This is a genomic window from Hungatella hominis (assembly GCF_014288005.1).
Classification (GTDB): domain Bacteria; phylum Bacillota; class Clostridia; order Lachnospirales; family Lachnospiraceae; genus Hungatella; species Hungatella effluvii.
Genome location: NZ_JACOPB010000001.1, coordinates 67,135 through 89,170, shown reverse-complemented (window position 1 = coordinate 89,170; position 22,036 = coordinate 67,135). Strand labels below are relative to the sequence as shown.

The following is a 22,036-nucleotide window of genomic DNA, read 5'->3' as shown; positions in this document are numbered from 1 at the left end:
TCCCAGTGCTGCGTTGCGCAATGCAGTATTAGTATACCATAAACAGTAATTTCGTGAAAGACTTCATCAGATTGTTTCCTGCATCCGGCGAGGGCCAGGCCGTGAACCGGCTCAGCCCTCCTCTCCTGTAAATGTATTGCCTGTTTAGGGAATTGCCTCTGCTCACAGCATTTCGTGAAGTCTGGTCCGCAGCATCTCCACACGGCGTATGGCTTCACTCACGTTGTCCGATGCCTCCCTGATTTTTGCCTGGACCATCCAGTCTATGATCAATCCATCAAAGAAATAGTCGGCAAAATTAAGGAATTCCCCAATATCGATTTTGAAATCTGCCGGTATATCAATATCCATCAGTTCCCTGCGCAGGCTTCTTAAGCTGCGTCTGGCTTCCTCCAGAGACGTTCTCGCATCATCGATCCTGGAGTGCTTGATCCAGGTAGTAAACATTCCGCCTCCCAGCATATCCCAGATTCCCCAGCTGCCTGCGCTCGATAACGCGGTTTCGGCCTGCCTCAGATTCATGAGCACCCGGTTTGCGGCGGCGATCGCCTCTTCTACTTCCTGTTTTCTTCTCTCTTCTTCCATACTGATTCTCCTTCCTGTCTGACGACAACTAAAAGTTTTCGTGCGTGGCTGGAACTTCCTTTATGAAGAAAAGAAAAAGACTCTTACCGTGGTAGTTCCTGCCACAATAAAAGTCTTGCACATTTCATTTTATACGGGTGTTTATAAAAACACCAAGAAGACGATTTAAAATCCATCGGATGATGGTTCGCTACTCCCTTTTATTGAAAGATAATATATCATATTTTTACAATTTTGTCAACTAATTCAGGTTTCTTTCAACGCTTCTATTCAGCGTTTCTTTCAGCACCATCACTTTCTCTCCATGAACATCGGTCTCTCCGTTAAATCGGAATCCGAATTTCTCATAGAGATGGATTGCCCCCTGATTTTCTTCGACTACGCTTAAGTAAATCTTCTTTCTGTGGTATTCGCTTCTCAGCTTCTCGATCATCATCGGGAGTACGATGTGCCCATAGCCGTGGCCCTGATAATCCCGGTCGATCAGCAGCCGGTCCAGCCAGACACGGCCAAATGGCAGATACTGCCAGAAATAACCGTACATGGAGAAGCCTACCAGCTGTTCTCCGTCATAGATGCCTACCGGACGCCAGCATTTCTCTTCCGCTGCCTCCTTTAAGCATTGTTCGGGACTTTCCACAAATCCCTTCTGTGTTTCGTGAATTTTGAGAGCCAGTACTGCCTCACGGTTCTTGTCATTTACCGGCTCAACATGGATATACATGATTCCCCTTCTTTCTTTATTTTGGCTTTGCCTTTTCCTATCATAAACTATCTGGTAACCCAATAGTCAATAGCTTTTGCCTGTTTTTCTGCCTTCGGTATCTACCAGCTGCGTACACCCTGTATATGCAGAAAGCGGGATTTCACGTATAAATAGGAATCAAGAGGGCGCATATAAGCGTCAAAGCTGTGCGCCGCCACGTAAATGCGGCCGCCCGTGACCGCGACGATTACCGGACTGTGATAAAAACCGTTGGCATTGCCCAACTGTACAATATCTCCCGGCTGTACTCCGTCCTGACCGGTTTCTGCCGCGTACGGACCAACCGACTTGTTATTAACCAGAAAATTGTAGAGATACTGCACTCCCGTCCAGCTCGGCGTCCTGTCAGTACTGCTGTTATAATACCATCCCATCACCGGCGTATAGTTCATGACCCCGCTCCCCGCGTAAATGCACTGTGAGGCGAAATTCGTGCAGTCTCCTCCAAAATGCTCAAAGTCCAAATACCGTGGATTTCTGCCCATGGCCCATTTCTTTGCATATTCCAATGCCGCGTCCCGCCGATAGCCTATTTCTTTCATATTCTTTTTACCCGATTTTGATCTTTACAATATAATATGAAACATCATATGAAACGAGTAACGAAAAGTCCTCAAACAGGGGATTCGATTATACGGAGGACCTGGGTGTTTCCATAACGGTATTGCCTGTTATTATGAAATATAAAAAGGAAACACAGGAAGCAGAATCATCTGCCCCTGTGCTTCTCCTTCCGTTTCTGCTGTTTTAATTCGAATCTGGCTTCCTTTTCCGCTTCTTTCTGCTCGCGGGTCCGGATCTTCCGTTCCTCCTTCAGCTGCTCATGCTGCAGGCTTAGGGCCTGCTGCGACTTCGTTCCGATGCCGGAGACCGCCGTCTGCATCCTGGCCTCCCGCTGCCTGCGCTTCGGGTTGGTATGTTCTTTTTTAGCCTCAGCTTTCACGGCCGGACTGAATCGCAGCCGATAATAATTCTTAAGGAGCCAGTCATATACCTCGTAATCCTTCGGCTCCATACCGAAGGTTATCTTGCATACTTCCATCGTTCCGCCCGAAATCCGTTCCACGACTCCGATCCAGAACGGGTCCTCAAAAAATACCCGAAAGGTCAGCGATACTTTGTCCATAATGATATCCTCCTTATATGATTCAAAATAGACAAAGAACGGACGACCTAAGGAGGAAGGTTACTGACAGCGGTTTCACGAATATTGTCCGCTGCGCCCGGACTACCTACCGGGCTGTGTTTTTATCTTTGTATTTACTTTACATTACCATTTTACCATATTGGTACGGATATTTCCAGACCGTTTAAAAGAATACGATCGGCCAACTGCATATAATGTTTATAAAGAGCTTCAAAACGTTTGGGAGCAGATGTTTGGCATCATAATTCCATATGGCATCATCCACCTGCGCAGTCTGGCTCCCTTAAAGATAATTAAACACATCCTGGCCCGGAAGTACCAATCCTGTTACTCTGCATAAATATCCTCCTGTTTGACCTTACATCAGGTATTTTATTTAATTTTTTATAAAAAACTGCCTGCCGCCAAATAAACACCTGCCAGAAACGCCTCCGGAAGGATGCTGAAGCCTGCAGGGGAAGGCTGTTCTTTCTGTGTCCGAACCATATCCGCAATCACACGGCCTGCCAGAATTGCCCTGGAACGTCTGTCAGCCAATGACCTGGCGCTTTCATACAGAGTATCCGCGAAACATAATTCTCCCTTCTCTTCCTGTTCCGGAATCAGGAACTCCTGCACTTGTCTTTGAAGCTGCTCCTGCCAGATTCCGTATGAATAAATTGTCTCACTGCTAAGGCCGAATACTTCCCCCGCCACCTCGGCACATACCAGCGCGGTTGTTCCTTCATCCGGTTCCAGAACTCCATGCTCCTCGAAAATCTTTTCCAGCTGTCTTAAGTACAATTGATCCAGAACGAATCCTGCGCTGCCCTTTTCGAGTAATGATCTAAGCGGAAGATAACCGCCCATCTGTTCTGCCGCAGATTTTCCAAAGCCGCGCATAAAAGTGAAAGCACAGCCTTCATAAACCTGAAAACTCTTTAACGCATCCAGATAACCAAGACGGATATTTCGCTGCATTACAGTATGGTCAAATACCAGTGTAGGGCCGAGATTCCAATAACACCGGATATATGTCAGGCGTTTTGCAAGCGCCAGCGCCTCTTTCTTAACCACTCCAAAGGCTTCCAGATCTACGGCTATGATGTGACATGCCCCCTTTTCCAATGCCATCTTCACAGGAAGATTATCGTGATACGCGCCATCCAGATACCTTACGTCATCAATTCGATGCGGTTTAAACGCAGGATAGATGGAGGCGCTGGCAATAATATAGTCAATCAGTTTCCCACAGGGAATATCCTCTCTGAATAGTTCGCAGGGAATATTTCTATCCATATCTATGGTAACAAGTCCGTACTCGATCTCAGACTTACGTATTCGTTCTTCATCAATAAACGAGCCAAGCGTCTGCCTCAGAGGATTTGTATCCGTGCCGCCGTTCTTTACAAAGTTTAAGACAAAGGTCTGATATGTCTGCCAAACTTTTTTCTTCAATGGATGTTCATCGTTGACCGGTACATCCATGACCTGAGCGGTCTCAATCTGATTCCACAGAAAAATTGCTTTCTCATAATCCCCCTGTGCGATCATTGCGCCGTTGACTGCGCCGATAGATGTACCTGTCACCACATGTATATCAATCCCCAGTTCCCGCAGGGCCTTCCATACCCCCATTTCATAGGAACCACGGGAACCTCCTCCCCCCAGTACGAAAGCCGTTTTATCACTCAAGCGCTCACCTCCATCTGATATTTCCTGCCGATACTTCCAGTTTCATTCCAATGCCGCCAGCTCACGAAGTTCTTCCCTAAAGCATCCGATATACTTGCCTAATAAAGAAATGCATATCTGACGTTCCTGCTCCGACAGCCTGACAAAGGTCCGGTACTCCGCTGCAAATACAGGCTGTACGATGCCTTCAACATAACTTTTACCGCTGTCCGTTAATCGTAACAGCTTCCGGTTCCGTGTCCCGGGAACTGCTTCCAGTTTGACAAACTTTTTTTTCACCATATTTGCAACAGCTGAATTAACCGTCTGCTTCGGTAATGACCACATCTCACAGATATCCTGCTGCGAATATTCCTCCCCCATCACAAACAGGGTATACCACACCCAAAATTCATTATCAGAAATTCCCAGCCTGGCGGCAGCCTGATGGTAAACTCCGGTCAGTTCTTTTATCTGCTGGTTCAAAGATTCCAACTGCTGCTTAATCTGCTGCTCCGGCTGCCATCCTGTCTGCTGTTCTATCTGTTTCTCTGTCTCTTGTCTTATCTGTTCATTCATACACAATTTTTCCCCTGTCTGCTAAGTGAGCCCAAATGCTGACTGAAAAATCCATTTTTCCAGGCATGAAAATTAATTAAGGCGCTTTATGTGTCCGATTTCGGATACATAAAGTATAGTCCGATTTCGGACTCTTGTCAATAGATAAATTCCATCTTTACTGTATAAGACAAAAGGCTGGACCTCAAAAAGAGTCCAGCCTGCTGCGTATTGACTGCTGATCCTGGTAAAATGCGTTTTAAACCGCAAACCAGTCTTATCCCAACGTCATAAAAGCATATCTCACAACAAATACAACGGAGATCATTAATGTTAAAGCTCTAACTTGCCGTCTTTTCCCTGTCATGATATTCATCAGACAATAGGTAATCAGTCCGAATGCGACACCATTGGCGATCGAATATGTAAATGGCATAAATACGATTGTACAGAAGGCCGGCAGTGCGTTGCTCATATCGCTGAAATCCACATCTCTGATGTTACCGAGCATCAGAATCCCCACGAAAATCAGTGCCGGGGCAGTAGCCGCCGCCGGAACAATGCTGACAATCGGTGCAAACAGAATGGCTCCCAGGAACATCAGAGCGGTTACAAGACTCGTCATACCCGTTCTTCCGCCTTCCGCGATTCCAGCGCTGGATTCCACCACAGTGGTAACGGTTGAGGTTCCTACCATTGCGCCTGCCAATGTCGAAACCGCATCTGACATTAACGCCTGTTTCATCCGGATTACTTCGCCGTTTTCATCAATCATTCCAGACTGCCTAGCTGCTCCGAGAAGTGTCCCAATGGAGTCAAACATATTAACCAGGGAAAAGCTGATGACCAGCATCGTTACCGTAAACAGAGTTTCCACAAAGTTTGTTCCGGCAAACAGGCCGGCAAAATCCATCTTTAAAAATGATACTTCCGCGAAATCCTGGAATTTCACTCCAAGATTCATATCTAAATTTGAAAGATGCGTTATACCAAGCGGGATTCCGATCAGGGTTGCCGCTATAATTCCCAGAAGAATCGAGCCTTTTACCTTTCTCGCATGCAGAATTCCCATAATGACCAGGCCAACCAGTGCCACCAGCGCGCCATTGATCAAAACCATATCCGCGCCGCTTCTCCATTTGGAAAAGTCAACCAGGCTTACGAGTGTGGCAGGATTGGAAATGACGATTCCTGCATTCTTCAGTCCGATAATTGTAATAAACAGACCGATACCAGGGGTAATCGCTGTTTTAACCGCGTCCGGAATTGATCTGATTATCGCCTCTCGCAGACCGATTGCGGTGATAACGATGAAAAAAATACCGGATATAAATACGATGACCAGTGCCTGTCCATATGTATATCCCATTCCCAACACCACGGTATATGCAAAAAATGCATTTAACCCCATGCCTGGCGCCTGCGCAAACGGAACCCTTGCATACAATGCACAAAGGATTGTACCGATAAACGCTCCGATACAGGTACCGATAAAGACGCCGTTGGCAATCTTCTGCGCCATCGCTGCGTCTCCCATAATCAAATATGGGTCGGATAAAATCTGTGGGTTCAGAATAAGGATATAGGCTATTGTGATAAATGTTGTGATTCCTGCAAGTACTTCCGTTTTAACGCTTGAATGACTCTGGGATATCCCAAAAAACCTGTCTGCGAATCCTGTTTTTCGTTCCAATAATATGTCCTCCATCTTCCTTTAAATAAACTGCCTGTTAAGACTGCCTGCTTTGCTATCCTGTAGTCTATACTTTAAAGGTTTACGATTGTCGCTCCCTTCCACCAACAAACATGAATTTACCAAAAAAAGAGTCAACTACATAAACTATGTAGTCAACTCTTTACGGTAGTTGGTAGAGACTCTGAGCCAATTCTCAGGATATACATAATGAATAGCACCAATATTTAATCACAAAATTTATTATATACACTAAAAGTTTTTTAGTCTATTCGCCTTTTTATCAATAAATCTTTATTTTTTTGTGCATTATGTATATTTTGTTATTCTCTTAAACCGTTTTCCTCAGTATAAATAATTATCCGGAAGTTACCCTCCCGCATTCACTGCACTGATGGTCATGGAGAGAGATTACACCCCCGCAGGCCGTACAGGTATAGCGTTTCCGCTCATTTCTCAGAAATAATTCCATGCCGTTTTCCTTCACAAACAGGGACTGTTCTATGAGGCTGACGCCATACCGTTTGCGATAGCTTCTGTCCAGATCCCGTATCCTTCTGCATGGGAAATCGCTGCATTCATAGCAGTAGGATAGCTCTCTTTCAGCTGCACAGTTTTTTCGCAGACAAGTCCGGCAGTGTCCGGGCTTGCTCTCATCGTTTCCCAGGCAGCCTCCGCAGGCCTTCTTGGTACTGCAGTGTGTAAAACACACCATACAGTTCATTCCGCATGGTGCAAACATCTGACTGCCAATTGCTTCAGGCATCTTCAATAAAAACCGCCTCCTTTTCCTGAACTGCAGACTCCTGTGTTATTATAGTGCCGTAACTATGCTTAAAATGTGTTCTCTGCGTAATTCTAATAAACAATCATACGGTCCATGCATCCATACTCCGCGGCATTCCTAAGTTCTGCTGCAAAATCCTTCCTGTCGCAGGACAGATAGGAAAGCATGGCTCTGTCCCCCTCCGGGCCGCCTGTCATCTGCTCCATCAGCTGATTTATGGCTTCCTCGAGTTTCAGTGGTTCACAGATCTTCACACGGCTGCAAAACCGCTTCGTATCGTCTGCTGTCACCGTATCCCCGGACAGCTTTTTCCCCATCATCATATGAATCACCAGATTCCTCATAATGACAGAAGCCACATTCAGAACCAGCTCCTCATAATCCCCATGGTAGTGTTCCAGGACCGCCTTTCCGTACGCTTCCGGAATCTTGCCCAGGAATCTCTGTTCCAGGAGAACACAGGATAAATAAAAGTAGATGGCGTCTATTCCCTTTCGCTTCCCGACAGGCCGTAAAATCGGGTAATCCAGAGTGAGCAGATGATCCTGGGGCCGGAATCTGGCATCGTAATGGACAAAGAATTCCGGCATCCCTTTGATAACCGTATCCTCATAACAGCGGTTTCCGAAGGAACGAAAATTCGCAATGACCTGATCGTAGACCTTCTTGGCCCTGGCGGTCTTCTCCAGAACCACCTCATACCCCTGCTGGTAAAACCTCCATAAATCCGTGTCTGAGGCGGTGGCTACGCTGTTCTTTCCTGTCTTCACCGCTTCATATTCTGCTTCCCGCAGGCAGTAAAGCACCGCTCCCATCAGCTGCTGTGCCGTCTCATAGGTGACGGAGGTGCTGGAAAGACTGGTATACTTTTCCGTAAGTTTTCCGACAACAGGCAGCAGTTCTTCCATCGTATAGTCCATGTCCTCCTCCTAACTGAGCAGGTCAAAGAGTGTCTCCAAAAAGAGATCCCTGTCCCAACGTGCTTCCTGTGAAAATTTCTCGTACTCTCCTTTTCCACCGTCCTCCACGTAATCCCGGTATCCGGCGCGAATCGCCCTCGCAAAACGTTCCAGGCACGTTTCCTCCAAATAGGCGACGGAACCGTAACAGACGCCGTCAAACTGTTCTTTCATAAATGTCAGCAGTTCCTCATCCGTTAAGTTGTCCTCTGATTCGTTCTTATAGAGATAGAAGATTTCCTGCAGCTCCGCAATCACATCAGCATAGTTTTCCTGCTGCAAATAGGGAGAATCACAGAAAGTCTCTATAATCTCCGGCAATACCCCCTTTCCGAATTCGACCCGCATCTGCGTCCTTAAGGAATCACGCCGGCCTGCCATCAGTCTCCCAGCATCTTCCTCAGTGAGTGTAAGTCCGAAGGACTTTGTCTTCTCGTTGCAAGCCATCACTCTTTCCAGTTCCTGCTTCCGCTGTACTGTTTCCATCAGTTCATACCAGTTCTCCTGCATCTCTTTTCCTCCCCGTATTTGGTAAGTACTGATTCTACGCCTTTCAGACTTTCATTACAAGTCTTGAAAAAAAGAGATTTTTATGGTATGATATAGGTGTGGAAAAAGCGATTTCAGTTCAGGATCGCCGGAGTCCACATTTTTTTGCTTTTTATGGAAAAAAATGCCAAGCTATGGTTTCATCTTTCTCAGTCGGCATCACACTGTAATCCCCTTCTGCCAGCCCCTCCAGCACATAATCGCAAAACGCGGGGCTGCTGCTTCCTGAAACCACCCCCGTATGTGTGACCGCAGGAAGGACAAGTGCCAATTCCATAGCCGGTTCAAAGGTCTTTTTCGCCTTTAGTAATCTGCGCAGCCTGTCTGCCTGAAGCTCATAATCTGCTGCAATATCAGACATATCATCGGTCTCCTTTTTCTTTTCTCAGACCAGGGAAAGTGTGAATTGATCTGCGTTTTGCGCAGCACGTTACACTTTCTTCCTGTATTTCTCAAAGCTTTTCTCTGATAAAATCTCGTTCGTCACAAATTTCCCGTCATAGAATAACGAGTATGTTGTAAATGGGCTTGGCGCGCGCCTTGCAGCTTCCCGGGATTCCAGCTTTACTGTCTTGATCTCAATGCCCTGAGTCCTGGCGTATTCCGCCAGAATCGGAACGTATTTCGACGTGTGGGGACATTGCGCTGTGTAGTACAGAACCCATCCCTTTTCATCGGTCTCACCGGTCTTTGCACACTCTAAAAAGCGCGGCAGGGCTGTCCCTTCTTCAAATGGGAGTGCCATAAGCTCAAAGTACGGCGCAGCAGTATCGGCTGTCACAAATCCTTTATGCTTTAAGTAGGAGCCATCCGACAGAAACGGCATCTTCTTCTTAGAGGAAAGTATAACAAGCCCCTTCTTCCCGTTCGCCCTGGCCACAGCGATACAGTGCTCCAGCAGCTGGCTGCTATAGCCCTGTCCTTTATACTGGCCGGAAACCCACAGACAATCGATATAGTAGTATCCATCTGCATCGACAGGCACCCAGGCGTACTCCGCCGGCAGGTACTCGATAAATACCTTTCCGCGCACATCCAGTTTTTCGAACACAAGTCCCTCTTTCAGCCGTTCCTTCATCCATGCCTTCTTGGAGGCCACGCAGGTCTCTCCCTTTTTATCCGATATGGCACAGCAGATGTGCTCTTCTTCGATATTCTCCAAAGTTACCCGTTTGAATTCCATACTCATCATTCCCTCTCCTGTTGTTCACTCCTCTTTCAATCCTATATAGACATGGATCTCCGCCTCTTCACCGGTCATCCCGTGATACTCTTCAAAATCAGCCTGAAACGCACGATTCAAGTTCATACTCCACAGTTCCATCCAGAACTGAACCAGGGCCTGCTGCACATCTCCCCTGACGACAAACTTCGCATATCTGCCTGCCGGGATCGTGCGGATCCTTAAGTTCTCTAAAAGCCCGGCATCATCCGCCACCTCACAGGCTGCCGTCATATCATAATCGCCGTTCTCATCACTCTCGTAGTCTGAATAAATTCCGAGGACGCAGCCTCTTCTGTCTTCGGGGATACTGTCGTAAACCCCTTTCGCGTAAAAGCTTTCCCATAGCCCGCCTATGACGCTTCCCATATCAGACGCATGGTTATTCGTCCTTGCTGTTATTCCTGCCGCCTTCTTTTCAGGCAGTGTCACGATTTCGTAATTCATCCAGTTGTCCTCTTTTCCACCACTTCTGTGGTTTTCTCATGTACGCTTACAGGATAACACTTTAATCACGACAACTGTATGTCATCATTAACGGTAAATACGACAAATTTTCTCTGCCATGGCGGCAAATTCCACCCGGAGTTCTTCCGGTTCCACCAGTTCCACACGGTCTCCCATGCTGAGCAGCCAGCTAAATACGCTTCCGGGATCGGAAAAGCAGGAGCTAAATACCAGTTTTCCGTCTTCCCTCTCCTGAAAGCTCTCCCGCCCGCTCTCCTCAATCAGCCGCCACTTCATATCTGCCTCGCAGACCGCTGTGACGGAAATCCGCGGCGGAAATGCCTTGTCCGGTGACATATCATACGCAGGAACCTTCCGCTCCTCAAAGCGTTCATCCAGCGCCCTCAGCTCCAGCATCCGGTTTAACTTGAACAGCCGGTAATCCTCACGATCGGTACAGTATCCCCACACATACCAGGAGGACCACTGAAAGACCAGAAGATACGGCTCCAGCTTCCTTCTGCTCTCGCCGGAAGGACCAAAGTACGCAAAGGTGATGTATTCTCTGGCGCCGATCGCAGCCTGTATCAGTTCGATCTTCGGCGCAAGGCAGGATTTGTACCAGGACGATAAATCAATCAGGATATGACTGTTTGAGGTCAGAATCGAAGAATTCCCCATGGCCAGCTTGTCCATAAGCTGCTGGTATTTGTTGGTGCCGGATACGCTGTCCAGGCTGCGAAGTCCGGTCAGAATCGACTGCATCTCCGATGAAGTCAGTACAGTCCGGTCGATCCGGTATCCCTCCATGATGGAAATCCCTCCATTGGGTCCCTGTGTGGTTACGAGCGGAATGCCTGCTTTACAGATATCTTCGATATCCCGGTTGATCGTTCTCCGTGATACTTCAAACTTCCCGGCAAGGTATGGCGCCGTCACCTTTTCCTGCTGCAAAAGAATGGACAGGATTCCGATTAGTCGGTCAATTTTCATAAACGCCTCCTGTTACTCATGATAGGTCAATCTTCCCAATTGCGCTCACTCGCCCAGCGCCGCCTTCAGATCATGAAAATACTGCTCCTGCTGCTTCTTTAGGTAACCCGGGACAAACGGCTTCATAATCCACTTCTTCACGTCCACCCGCTCTGTAAAATCCGCTTCACAGCCTTCGTCCGTCCGGCGGAACAGACCGGTCCACGTACCTGTCATATTGGCGTTGTCCATGGTAAATTCATACCGGTACGGCGGCTCGAACCGGGTGATCACAAACGTGGTCGGAAAGCCCTCCTTCGTGTATTCCACAAACGTTTTCCCAGGCTCCAGTACATCGATTCTCTGAAGATCGCTGCGCCAGCTGCAGTCGCTTAGATCTGTCACAACCTCCCATACCTGCTCGATCCTGCTCTTTAGTACTGCCTTTTTCTTTGATTCTGTCATATCCTTCTCCTTCTAGTACATCGTTGCGTAAGTTTCGGTGAATTATGTGCTTGATATTTGCGTCAGGGGCGCGTCCACGAAGCGACGGCGTAGTGGACCCTACGTCTAGCTTCGTGGGCGTGGTTCTGGCGTGAATAGCGAGTACAGAATTCACTGGAACTTATGCAATGCTGTACTAGCCTTCTTTTCGATGCTTTTTTCTCTATTATAGCAAATAAACAGGACATCTGTATGTCGTGATTAATGATAAGAAAATATTTTTTATTTTATGATTTCGCCCCATTTATGATAATTTCCCGGAGAATTTCGGCGGCCCTGCCGGAGCTGCCTTTGCAGACGGACAGAAAAATCCGGACAGGGTCCATTTTTAGTTCACCTGATACCGCAATATTTTGCCGTTCTGACAGGACGCTGGCGGGAAGAAGGGAAATCCCCATTCCCAGTTCGACGGAGCGGAGTATGGCCTCGACCGTGTCCATCTCGATGATCCGTGGAGCAGGCACACCATGGGATTGAAACCATGCAAGCAGACGGGCACGGTAAGGGCACGCAGCTATTTTATTTACTATGGCCGGCATCTGAATCATCTCCCGTTCCGCGCAGCCGAATGGGGCGATGATATAGAGTGTTTCCTGAAAGGAAGCCAGTGTCTCCATCTCCTCTGTCACGTACTGCGCCTCCAGAAAGGCACAGTCAGCCTTTCCTTCGGCCAGATATTGGGCCAGATGATCCTGACTGTCCGTGACCACAGAAAGATTCATTTCTGGAAGCTGTTCCTGAAATGCGGTCAGCCACAGCGGCAGTCTGGATATCGACAGCGTATGAGCCGCTCCGATCCGAAATGTTTTGCGGTCCCTGATTTGGGCTGCTGCTCTGTCGATCCGGTCAAGGATATCTTCCGAGGCGATTAGCAGGCGCTCCCCTTCCGCGGTCAGAGTGACCCCTTTGCTGTGCCGGATTAGCAGAACGGCGTTTAACTCTTCCTCCAGTTTCTTGATTCTTGCCGTCACATTCGACTGTACGTATCCCAGCTGACCGGCCGCCTTCGAGATGGAGCCTGCGCGGGCAACCTCCCGGAATATTCTGAGTTCCTGACTTTCCATAGCTCCCTCCATCATTTAAAATGATACCAGACATCATTACCAACTATTATACACGACGGCGGCAGTTCTGTATAATTAAATAGTAAAAACATCACCGCCGGGCCCGGCACTGGATGATACAGAAAGAAGGAGCTTCCTATGATTGCAATGCAGTATCAAATAGCGCTGCCGGATCATTACGACATGAATCTCATACGCCAGCGCGTAAGACATAACGGGACGAAGACAGATGGTTTTGAAGATTTGCTGTTTAAGGCTTATCTGATACGGGAAAATCAAGGCGGATCAGAAGGCGGCAACGAATATTCCCCGCTGTATCTCTGGAAGGACAGTCCCGGAATGATCCATTTTATATGGGATGGGTACTACGATAATATTGTGTCCTCGTTTGGGAGACAGCGCATAAAACTGGGAATTCCCGTTTTTGTGGAACTTGAAAAAGAATTTTTAACTTCGCGGTTTATGCTGGAAACAGAACAGGTTCTTCCAGCATCCCGGAAAATGGTGCGGCCGCATTTTTCCGCAGTTGGAAATGGCTGTACCGGGAAGGTGCTGCTCTGTGATCCGGAACAATGGGTGCAGAAGGAGTATTCTTTTTTCGGCAAAAAACCGGACTCGTCTGTAGAAGGAACGGTTTATGAAGTGCTCCATCTGTCGGTGTGACAGCAATGCTATTATTTTTTTACAGTCTGCCGCGGCCATTGACAACTGGAAGTCCGCTGCCTTATACTGTTAGATAATCATTGATTGATCACGGGGGATTTACGATTGGAAAGAATACTGATTATCGGCGGCAATGGCTGCGGAAAAACCACCCTTTCAAATAAGCTGGCGAATAAGTTAAGCCTGCCTTTGATCCATCTGGACGCACTGTATTGGAACGATAACTGGAAGCCTGTGTCCGATGAAGAATTTGACCGGCTTTTGTTGTCGGAACTGGTTCAGCCCAGATGGATTATCGACGGCAATATTTCGCGCACAATCCCGCTCCGGCTGCAGTACTGTGACGCCGTCATTTTCATGGATTTTTCCCGGATCAGATGTCTGAGCGGAGTGGTTGGACGATTCGTGAAAAACTATGGTAAAAGCCGCACGGATATGGGAGGAAACTGCCCGGAAAAACTGAATGCGGAAAAGATACGTTTTATCAAGAGTGTTTGGACTCATCACAAAGAAACCCGCAGGCGTTTCTATGATATGATGAGCGAAGCGGATGATGTGAAAACCGTCATATTAAAAAACCGGCGGGAAACAGATCAGTTTCTGTCGGAATTATAAACGTTTAGTTATGATAAATTAAAACCCCCGTATTTCCGGTTATACATGGAAATACGGGGGTTTTGCGGCTTGCGCGGCATAACTGACAGCTTCTTTTTATGCCCTTTTTCCCATCTTATCAGGCAGGCGGTTAAAGACGATCATAACCGCCACCAGCGCGGCAACCGCAAAGAGCAGCGCAGCAGGACTCTTCGTCACTCCCGCGATAATATAGGCGGCAAATGCTATGATTCCGTTCACCACCGCATACGGCAGCTGCGTCCTGATGTGTTCCACCAGATCACACTCCGCGCCGGTTGAGGAGAGAATCGTAGTGTCTGAAATAGGGGAACAGTGGTCGCCGAACAGTCCGCCGGATAAGACCGCGCCCACCGCGATGGCAAACGGTATGCCGAACGCCTGCGCCATGGGAATCGCCAGCGGCATCATAATCGCAAAGGTTCCCCAGGAGCTTCCTGTGGAGAATGACACAAACGCGCCAAACAGGAAGATGCAGGCTGGTACCAGAGCCGCGGAAAAGCGCATGGCCTGGAGGAATTCCACGATAAATTCCGCGGTGCCAAGACCGCTGATCATTTTCCCCAGAGACCAGGCCAGAACCAGGGTGACCGCTACATCCGTCATGCCCTTCATGCCTTCCACATACACCTTGAAGGTATCCTTAAACCGCATAACCTTAAAAATACAGATAAATGCCATCAGCACAATTGCACCGAAGAAGTATCCCATAGTCAGGGCAACCCGGAACTCATTGCCGTCCACCTTCTTAAATGGGAAACCGGCCGGGGCCAGCGTGCCGAACAGCGTCACAAACACCACAAGTATCGGCAGAACCACCATAACCGGCTTTGCGTTCTTCCGGGAATATCCCGTTTCCGCGCTGCCCTTCTCCTCGTCCTCCTGCATGAAGGAAAACGTCTCGTTGGACTTCCCGGCACGGAGTTCCGCCTTCTTCATCTGGGAAAAATCCAGCTTCGTAAAGGCAACCAGCGGAATCATGATAATTGCCAGAATTGCGTAAATCTGAAATGGAATCGCCTGAACAAACGTCGTATAGTCGGAATCCATTACTCCCAGATTGTCAAATTCGGACTGGATCAGACCCATAATATAGACGCCCCATCCGATAAACGGAATCAGAATGGCTACCGGCGAGGAGGTCGAATCCAGAATCCAGGCAAGCTTTTCTCTGGAAATCTTCAGTTTGTCAAACAGGGGGCGAAACACCGGCCCTACCAGAAGCGGTGTGCCCAGATCTGAGAAAAAGATTACGATGCCGCCTGCCCAGGCGCAGAGCTGGGCCTTCAGCTTCGTATTCACGCAGCGGTAGACACTCTGGCTGAATGCCTGGGCACCTCCCGATTTCTCCATCAGCTTGATGAAACCGCCGATAAAGACGATCAGGACAATCACTCCCGCGTTATAGCTGTCCGTCAGCTGTACGAATAAATAATCTCCAATCATCGATTTCACAGCCAGAAACGGATTCCCGTGGCTGAAAATCATCACGCCTGCAAAACCGCCGCAAAAAAGGGACAGGATTACATTCTTGCTCTTAATTGCCAGTATGACCGCGATAATGGGCGGAAGCAGGCTTAAAATACCGTAATTCATTACTTTCCTCCTGAGTATCTTACGAAGGCCTAACCCGATTTCTGATGAGCCTTCGATTTATTATTATGCATTCCCATGTATAAATACCAGATAATATTATCCGATACGGAGGAATTTTACAAGCATTATCTTGCTGAACAGGTATATTTTTTATCTGTCAAGGGAAAGATCGCAGATCGTCACGCTCTCTCCGGCCTCTATCCGCTCCGTTCCGGCTGAAATGTCCACCAGACAGTTACAGCCCGCCATGGAACTGAGGATCCCGGAAGCGTGTTTTTTGACCTCGGGAATCCAGACCTCCCCGTTCTCGAAACGGCCCCTTAAAAAGCGGCGGGATGGGCTGGATTTTAAGAATCCACGGGATAGGATGGCATTCCTCATCCGGGGGGCATAGAAGGAATCCCCCGTCATGGATTCAAACGCAGGCCGGCACAGGAGTTCAAAGTCTGCCAGTGCTCCAAAGGGATTTCCGGAAAGGCTGATGACCGGAGTTCCGTTTAATACGGAGCCGATGGTGGGCATTCCCGGCTTTATGAGAATTTTCCAGAACAGCCTTCTGGCCCCGGCCATGGCGAGGGCCTGGTGCATGATATCCCGTTTTCCGACAGACACACCGCCTGTCGTTATGACCAGATCCGCTTTTTGGCACGCATCGCCAAGCGCTTCTGCCATCTCAGCCTCGCTGTCCGGGACACGGCGGCAAACAGGGACCTCGATCCCCAGCTCTCTTAAACGGACAGCCAGGAAATATAAGTTGCTGTCGTATATTTTCCCCGGCTGCAAGGGCTGGCCCGGCTCCGTCAGTTCATCGCCGGAGGCCAGCACAGCCGCCCGGATCTTCCGGTAAACCGTTACCTCGCAAAGCCCCAGCCCGGCCAGAATTCCCGCTTCCACATAGGTCAGGCGTGTGCCCCTCTTAAGGACCGCAGTGCCCGCCTGAATATCTTCACCGCGAAAGCAGTAATTGCCATGCTGCTGACAGCCCTGAAAGACCGCCACGCACGTCTCCCCGTAATCGGTCTTTTCCTGATAAATACAGCAGTCCGCACCCGCAGGAATCGGAGCGCCCGTCATAATACGGGCGGCCTGGCCGGAGCCTACGGCGCGCGTGGGCCAGCTGCCGGCGTCGATCTCCTCCACTACCTCTAAATAAACCGGATTTTCGCTTGATGCATCCGTGATATCGCAGCTTCGGCAGGCATAGCCATCTACCGGCGAACGGTCAAAGGGCGGCTGGTCCCCCTTTGCATACACGTCATCCGCCAGAATTCTCCCTGTACAGTCGAGCACCGAACACCGTTCGGTCTCCGCTATGATACTGCAGTGATCCAAAAGCAGCCGGACTGCCCGTTCCAATGTCACCCGCTCTTCTCCTTCACTTCCCGTTTTCCTGGTATCCATCTCTCTTCCCATCCTGTCATTCGATTTCTTTTTGTTTTCCCTTAGATCTGACGAAAGAGGCGCGCCGGGAAGCGCGCCTCAAATCATGTTACGCCTGCTTCTTCGCAGGGGAGCAGAGCAATTTCATGAATCCGAACAGCACCATCCCGATGATGGCCGTCGTTAAGTAAATCTGCACTCCGGCAATCTGTTTTACCACATAGCCCAGAGTCTCCTGACCCGCTCCCGTGAAGAACGCGGCTGCCTTATTGGAGGCTACGATACCGATTGCCATGGGGAACGTAAGTCCCGCAAATCCCGGTGCAAACGGCACGGCAAAGAAGGACGGAAGCTTCACGATAATGAACGCCAGGGATAAAAATACGCAGAGGAAAAGGACGCTCACCAGGATCATACTCGGCTCCGCAGCCAGATTCAAATAGCTGGCAAGACAGAGGCTGCAGGGGGCCAGCACGATGGCCTGGGTATGCCGGACGGCCGGTTTCACTTCCTTCGCCGCCAGTCTCCAGATCATAAACGGAATAGTAACCGTATAGATACAGAGTCCCCAGATTAATACCGCTTTCGCCATAACCGGCGGAAGCATGGCGGCTCCGACCACCGTGGAAACCATGATTCCGTTAAAGGTGACAAACCAGCTTGGAACGAAGGTATCCAGCTTCACGCCATGGAAGACATTGTTAAACAGGAACACGGCGATGTGAACCGCGTGGATACAGACAGCGGCGATTAAAACCACTCTGGCCGCACCGGGAAACCAGTCCTTATAGTAGCTGCACAGAATCATGGTAACCATAGTGATACCTGCATAGAGACTGGCCGGGACCGTATTTTTATACTCTCCTTTTACTATGGAAGGATAGAGGACAATCTTTGCAATGTAAAACAGAAGCACAACGGTGGAGGCCCACATGGTCACGTGGCGGATCCAGTCGTATCCGAGTCCCTGATAGATGTTGCTTAAGGTGGCGGCGCCGAGCATGGTGGCTACAACCGGAATCGGCATATTTTTCAAACGTTCTTTCATAGATTACGTCTCCTCATAATAGAATTCAAAGTTTTCCTTTGTATGGAAGAAATCGGAATAGTCAATCTCAAACAGCGGTTTCTTTACCCGTGACACATCAATTCTTTTGGCAATCAGCTGGGTCAGTACGCCGCCGTAGGACAAGTCTCCCTGAAGAATTGCGCCATATATTTTCCCATTTTTATGAATGATTTTCCGGTACTGCTCTCCGTTGTCCTCCATGACCACGGTATACGTCTCATCCGGTATCTCCGGAACTCCCAGGGACATGGTGGGAATTCCCAGGAAATTCATCGTGGCTTTGCTTGCAAAGAAATCATCCATAGAGGTCTGAACGCCTGCCATGTTATCCGCTGCGGTCATGCCCTGCTTCACTGCAGCCGGCCAGATGGGGGAACGCCCCGTCACGTCGCCCGCGCCGTAAATGTCCGGTACGCTGGTCTGACCGTGATGGTCGATCACCAGTCCGAACCGGTCCATTTCCACTCCGGAATCCTTTAGAAATTCGACGTTGGGACGCACGCCGGCGGTGACCACAACCATGTCACAGGGGATTTCCGTCCCATCGGTCAGCAGCAGGGAAATGACTTCTCCGCCGTCTCCCATGCGCACTTCCTTTACGCCCCGGCCCAGATAAAACTGGATGCCTTCTTTCTCCATGGCCTCCTCGTACGTTTTCGCACTGCGGCGGTCCAGCTGCTTCGCCAGTATATGGTCCTCCATCTCTACCAGCGTCACCCGTCTGCCGCTATGGAGAAATCCCACCGCTGCGTCGATGCCTGCCAGGCCGCCGCCCATGACAACGATGTGCTCCGCCTTCGCCGCCTCGTCCCGAATCTGCTCCACCTCGTCTAAATTATGAAATCCAAAGACGCCCTTTGCCTCTCTCAAGCCTTCTACAGGCGGAAAGAAGGTATGGGAACCGGTCGCAATTAAAAGACGGTCGTAGGAAAGCTCCGTTCCGTCGGACAGAACCACCTTTTTTTCTGCTTCCCGAAGCGCAGAACAGACAACGCCCTTTCTCCAGTCCACCCGGTACTTTGTCTCAAAATCGGACTCTGCGAAGCAAAGCTCCTCCTTCGTCCTGATTCCCCCCAGATAATGGTGAAGAATACATCTGGAATAAACGGCGTCATCCTTTGACACCAGCACGATCTCCGCCTCCGGACAGTGTTTTCTAAGCTGCCGCACGCCGTTGACTCCGGCTGCGGAAGCGCCTAATACCACGTATCTCATCCCTTCACCTCCTCCAGAGTAATCGCTCCCATGGGACAGATTTCCACACACATCGGCGCGGGGGAACCATCCTGGGTACGGTGGACACACATGTTGCATTTCATAATTTCCTTATGCTCGACCCGGTCGCTCTTCAGCACGCCGTAGGGACAGGCCATGATGCACATGTAACAGCTGGCGCATTTTTCCTTATCGTATTCCACAAACCCGGTATCGGGGTTCTTGTGCATGGCTCCCGTCATACAGGTGTATACACATTCCGGCTTTTCGCAGTGGCGGCAGAAAATGGGTGCGCATTTTGACTCGCTGTCGATCACCACCCGGTTTCTGGCGTCGCAGCTCTCATGGCTGACGACACAGGCTGTCACACACGTCAGACAGCCGATGCAGCGGCTTCTGTCAATTTTTATCCGGTACATCCGCGTTACCTCTTTCCATTTTCTCAAACCAGACTGGCGTCGCCTTGTAGGATGGCTCCTTCGAATACGGGTCGTAGACGGAAGGCGTCAGCTTATTGCACTCAATATAGTGGATCGGGGCGTACAGCTCTTTTTCCCGCACCTGATCTGAGATCCGCACCTGAAAACCGGCCTTTTCTCCGTTGACGGAGTGGACCAGGATGCGGTCATTTTCCTCCAGATCATACGCGGCGGCCGTCCCGGGATTCATAAAGAGATACGCTTCCCTGGCCGATACGTCGCCGATGAACTGAACCTCACTGGTTCTCGACTGGGTATGCCACTGGCCGACCGAGCCTCTTCCGGTGTTGAACAGGTACGGATACTCCTCCGTGAGCGGCAGAGGATTTTCCATGGGCGCCTCAAATTTGAACTGGGCTTTCCTGCTGGGAGTGAAGAAATTGCCGTCCTCATACAGGCGTCGTTCATCGTCCTCCAGCGCCTCTCCCTCCCGAAACGGCCACTGGACTCCGTTGGAATTCTCCAGCATCTCCCATGTGACGCCGGTAATGTCGCCCGGCATTCCTTTGGAACACTTCTTCATCAGTTCAAAACAGTCCTTCGGCGTCTCCCAGCCCTTCAGCAGACCGCCCATTCCCAGCGCCTTACCCACGCCTAATATGGCTTCGTAGTCCGTGATCTCATTCTCCTTCTTCGCAAGGCAGGGGCGCATGGCGGAAAGGCGGCGCTCCAGATTGATATAGGTGCCTTCCTTCTTGATTCCCGGAACTACGGGGAAGAAGACCGTGCACTCCTCGGCACTCTCGATGGTGTCGTAGATATCCTGAACCACAAACAGCTCCAGCTTCTTCACCGCGCTTGCAAATGTCTCGTTGTTGGTCCAGCTGTGGCGCGGATTGGTGCAGAGAATCCACAGCCCCTTGATCCGTCCTTCATTGATGCCCTCGATGATCTGGTTATAGGTCGCCGTCGGCTTCTCAGCCAGCACACTCTCGTCCACGCCAAGCGCTTCCGCCACCTTAGCCCGTCTGGCCGGATTCGTGAAATCACCGCCGGCGTAGAGAACCGCCGTATTGCTGTAGGACCTGGAGCCCATGGCGTTGCACTGGCCCGTGATGGAATTGGCCCCGGTTCCCGGACGGCCGATATTGCCTGTCATCAGCGCCAGATTGATGATGGCCTGCGCGGTGCGGACCGCCTCATAGCCCTGGTTCACGCCCATGGTCCACCAGAAGGAGACCCGCTTTCCTTCGTGAATCAGCTGCGCCAGCTTAAGAATCTGCTCTGGGGAAAGTCCCGCGGTCTCCTGAGCCTGGTCCAGGGTAAATGGTTTCACAAATTCTTTGAATTCCCCGTAGCCTTCCGTGTGTGCCTCGATGTAGTTCTGATCGATCCAGCCTTTTTCGATGAGAACGTTGGCCAGCGTATAGAGAAGATATAAGTCTCCCCTGCATTTTACCGGGTACCAGTAATCCGCGTTCATGGCTGTCTCCGATTTTCTCGGGTCGATGACAATCACCTTTTTATCGGGATTCTGGCGCACCCGTTTCCAGAGGATGGGATGGGCAACGACCGGATTGGCTCCGATGAAGATAATCGTATCGGAAAGCTCCAGATCCTTAAGTGTGTATCCCGGGGCATCGAAGCCGTAGCTCTGCTTGTGGGCCACGACCGCGGTCGCCATGCAGAGACGGGTATTGCCGTCCACATTGGTCTTTAAGTAATTTCTCATGACGTGGCCGAAAATGGCAAATTCCTCCATGGTCAGCTGTCCGGTACTGATGCCCGCCACGCTTTCCCGGCCGTATTTTGCCTGAAGCTCCTGTAACTGATCCGCCACATACTGAAATCCCTCGTCCCAGGAAACTTCCTTCATGGAACCGTCCGCCTGCCGGATCTTCGGAAGCGGCGAGGTCTTCACCACAGTCTGCTGTTTATCCAGGGACAGTCCCTTGATGCAGCAGAAGCCGTCGTTGACCGGGTATCCCTTTGTCGGAAGCACCCTGACGATCTTCTCGTCCTCCACGTAAAAATCCAGGTTGCAGTCCAGGGCACAGTAGTTGCAGGTTGATTGTACTTTTTTCATGCGTTCCTTCCTTCCCGTACTCTTTTCGTTAATATTTTAACTATAGCAGAAATGTACAAAAAACGCCGT

General features: G+C 49.8%; 24 protein-coding genes and 1 riboswitch. Of the genes, 2 read left to right on the top strand and 22 right to left on the bottom strand.

What is annotated here, in order from left to right; all coding sequences use genetic code 11:
• Positions 1-162: 162 nt before the first annotated feature.
• The 16 genes from H8S75_RS00410 to H8S75_RS00335 form a co-directional block, all read right to left on the bottom strand.
• Positions 163-585 carry a hypothetical protein gene (locus tag H8S75_RS00410; RefSeq protein ID WP_187018457.1) on the bottom strand — a complete coding sequence of 141 codons (423 nt, stop codon included), beginning with the start codon at positions 583-585 and terminating at the stop codon, positions 163-165.
• Between the two features lie 241 nt (positions 586-826).
• Complete coding sequence (locus H8S75_RS00405; RefSeq protein WP_187018456.1) at positions 827-1,309, bottom strand: GNAT family N-acetyltransferase; 483 nt, start codon at positions 1,307-1,309, stop codon at positions 827-829.
• A 101-nt stretch (positions 1,310-1,410) separates the two neighbouring features.
• Entirely contained in the window at positions 1,411-1,893 is a 483-nt protein-coding gene (locus H8S75_RS00400; protein WP_187018454.1) for an amidase domain-containing protein, read from the bottom strand.
• A gap of 167 nt (positions 1,894-2,060) precedes the next feature.
• A complete protein-coding gene (locus H8S75_RS00395) occupies positions 2,061-2,477 on the bottom strand; it encodes a YjdF family protein (protein WP_187018453.1) in 417 nt (138 codons plus the stop codon).
• A 405-nt stretch (positions 2,478-2,882) separates the two neighbouring features.
• Positions 2,883-4,172, bottom strand: a complete 1,290-nt coding sequence (locus H8S75_RS00390; protein ID WP_187018451.1) for a patatin-like phospholipase family protein — start codon at positions 4,170-4,172, stop codon at positions 2,883-2,885.
• A gap of 42 nt (positions 4,173-4,214) precedes the next feature.
• A complete protein-coding gene (locus tag H8S75_RS00385; RefSeq protein WP_243270138.1) occupies positions 4,215-4,730 on the bottom strand; it encodes a MarR family winged helix-turn-helix transcriptional regulator in 516 nt (171 codons plus the stop codon).
• 256 nt (positions 4,731-4,986) lie between these two features.
• Positions 4,987-6,417: an NCS2 family permease gene (locus H8S75_RS00380; RefSeq protein ID WP_349768840.1), complete on the bottom strand. Its 1,431-nt coding sequence runs from the start codon at positions 6,415-6,417 to the stop codon at positions 4,987-4,989.
• A 117-nt stretch (positions 6,418-6,534) separates the two neighbouring features.
• Positions 6,535-6,631, bottom strand: a riboswitch (purine riboswitch).
• Between the two features lie 129 nt (positions 6,632-6,760).
• Positions 6,761-7,174 (bottom strand): DUF3795 domain-containing protein, encoded by a 414-nt coding sequence (locus H8S75_RS00375; protein WP_187018447.1) that lies wholly within the window; start codon positions 7,172-7,174, stop codon positions 6,761-6,763.
• An 86-nt stretch (positions 7,175-7,260) separates the two neighbouring features.
• A complete protein-coding gene (locus H8S75_RS00370) occupies positions 7,261-8,109 on the bottom strand; it encodes a DUF6179 domain-containing protein (protein ID WP_187018446.1) in 849 nt (282 codons plus the stop codon).
• A gap of 9 nt (positions 8,110-8,118) precedes the next feature.
• Positions 8,119-8,658, bottom strand: coding sequence for a DUF6323 family protein (locus H8S75_RS00365; RefSeq protein ID WP_187018444.1), 540 nt, complete (start codon positions 8,656-8,658; stop codon positions 8,119-8,121).
• A gap of 151 nt (positions 8,659-8,809) precedes the next feature.
• A complete protein-coding gene (locus tag H8S75_RS00360; RefSeq protein WP_187018442.1) occupies positions 8,810-9,058 on the bottom strand; it encodes a hypothetical protein in 249 nt (82 codons plus the stop codon).
• 69 nt (positions 9,059-9,127) lie between these two features.
• Positions 9,128-9,880, bottom strand: coding sequence for a GNAT family N-acetyltransferase (locus H8S75_RS00355; RefSeq protein ID WP_187019581.1), 753 nt, complete (start codon positions 9,878-9,880; stop codon positions 9,128-9,130).
• A gap of 24 nt (positions 9,881-9,904) precedes the next feature.
• Positions 9,905-10,366 (bottom strand): GyrI-like domain-containing protein, encoded by a 462-nt coding sequence (locus H8S75_RS00350; RefSeq protein ID WP_187018440.1) that lies wholly within the window; start codon positions 10,364-10,366, stop codon positions 9,905-9,907.
• 87 nt (positions 10,367-10,453) lie between these two features.
• Positions 10,454-11,359, bottom strand: coding sequence for a helix-turn-helix transcriptional regulator (locus H8S75_RS00345; protein WP_187018438.1), 906 nt, complete (start codon positions 11,357-11,359; stop codon positions 10,454-10,456).
• A 45-nt stretch (positions 11,360-11,404) separates the two neighbouring features.
• The gene (locus H8S75_RS00340; RefSeq protein WP_187018437.1) at positions 11,405-11,803 is read right to left on the bottom strand and encodes an SRPBCC family protein; all 399 of its coding nucleotides are present in this window, start codon (positions 11,801-11,803) and stop codon (positions 11,405-11,407) included.
• A 266-nt stretch (positions 11,804-12,069) separates the two neighbouring features.
• On the bottom strand, positions 12,070-12,906 hold the full coding sequence (locus H8S75_RS00335; protein ID WP_187018435.1) for a LysR family transcriptional regulator: 837 nt from the start codon (positions 12,904-12,906) through the stop codon (positions 12,070-12,072).
• Positions 12,907-13,044: 138 nt separating this feature from the next.
• Between H8S75_RS00335 and H8S75_RS00330 the strand changes: the two genes are divergently transcribed.
• Both H8S75_RS00330 and H8S75_RS00325 read left to right on the top strand, forming a co-directional pair.
• Entirely contained in the window at positions 13,045-13,569 is a 525-nt protein-coding gene (locus H8S75_RS00330) for a DUF4865 family protein (RefSeq protein WP_002602904.1), read from the top strand.
• 105 nt (positions 13,570-13,674) lie between these two features.
• Positions 13,675-14,184 carry a P-loop NTPase family protein gene (locus H8S75_RS00325; RefSeq protein WP_187018433.1) on the top strand — a complete coding sequence of 170 codons (510 nt, stop codon included), beginning with the start codon at positions 13,675-13,677 and terminating at the stop codon, positions 14,182-14,184.
• 96 nt (positions 14,185-14,280) lie between these two features.
• Here the strand turns inward: H8S75_RS00325 and H8S75_RS00320 are convergent, their stop codons facing one another.
• The 6 genes from H8S75_RS00320 to H8S75_RS00295 all read right to left on the bottom strand — a co-directional run bounded on the left by H8S75_RS00320 (position 14,281) and on the right by H8S75_RS00295 (position 21,967).
• Entirely contained in the window at positions 14,281-15,798 is a 1,518-nt protein-coding gene (locus tag H8S75_RS00320) for a Na+/H+ antiporter NhaC family protein (RefSeq protein WP_187018432.1), read from the bottom strand.
• A 150-nt stretch (positions 15,799-15,948) separates the two neighbouring features.
• Positions 15,949-17,199 (bottom strand): molybdopterin molybdotransferase MoeA, encoded by a 1,251-nt coding sequence (locus H8S75_RS00315; protein ID WP_187018430.1) that lies wholly within the window; start codon positions 17,197-17,199, stop codon positions 15,949-15,951.
• A gap of 88 nt (positions 17,200-17,287) precedes the next feature.
• Entirely contained in the window at positions 17,288-18,226 is a 939-nt protein-coding gene (locus H8S75_RS00310) for a TDT family transporter (RefSeq protein WP_187018428.1), read from the bottom strand.
• A 3-nt stretch (positions 18,227-18,229) separates the two neighbouring features.
• A complete protein-coding gene (locus H8S75_RS00305; protein WP_187018427.1) occupies positions 18,230-19,462 on the bottom strand; it encodes an NAD(P)/FAD-dependent oxidoreductase in 1,233 nt (410 codons plus the stop codon).
• The gene (locus H8S75_RS00300) at positions 19,459-19,881 is read right to left on the bottom strand and encodes a 4Fe-4S dicluster domain-containing protein (RefSeq protein WP_002602898.1); all 423 of its coding nucleotides are present in this window, start codon (positions 19,879-19,881) and stop codon (positions 19,459-19,461) included. Before H8S75_RS00300 ends, H8S75_RS00305 begins: the two co-directional genes overlap by 4 nt.
• On the bottom strand, positions 19,862-21,967 hold the full coding sequence (locus H8S75_RS00295; protein ID WP_187018426.1) for a molybdopterin oxidoreductase family protein: 2,106 nt from the start codon (positions 21,965-21,967) through the stop codon (positions 19,862-19,864). The genes H8S75_RS00300 and H8S75_RS00295 overlap by 20 nt, the downstream gene beginning before the upstream one ends.
• Positions 21,968-22,036: the final 69 nt, after the last annotated feature.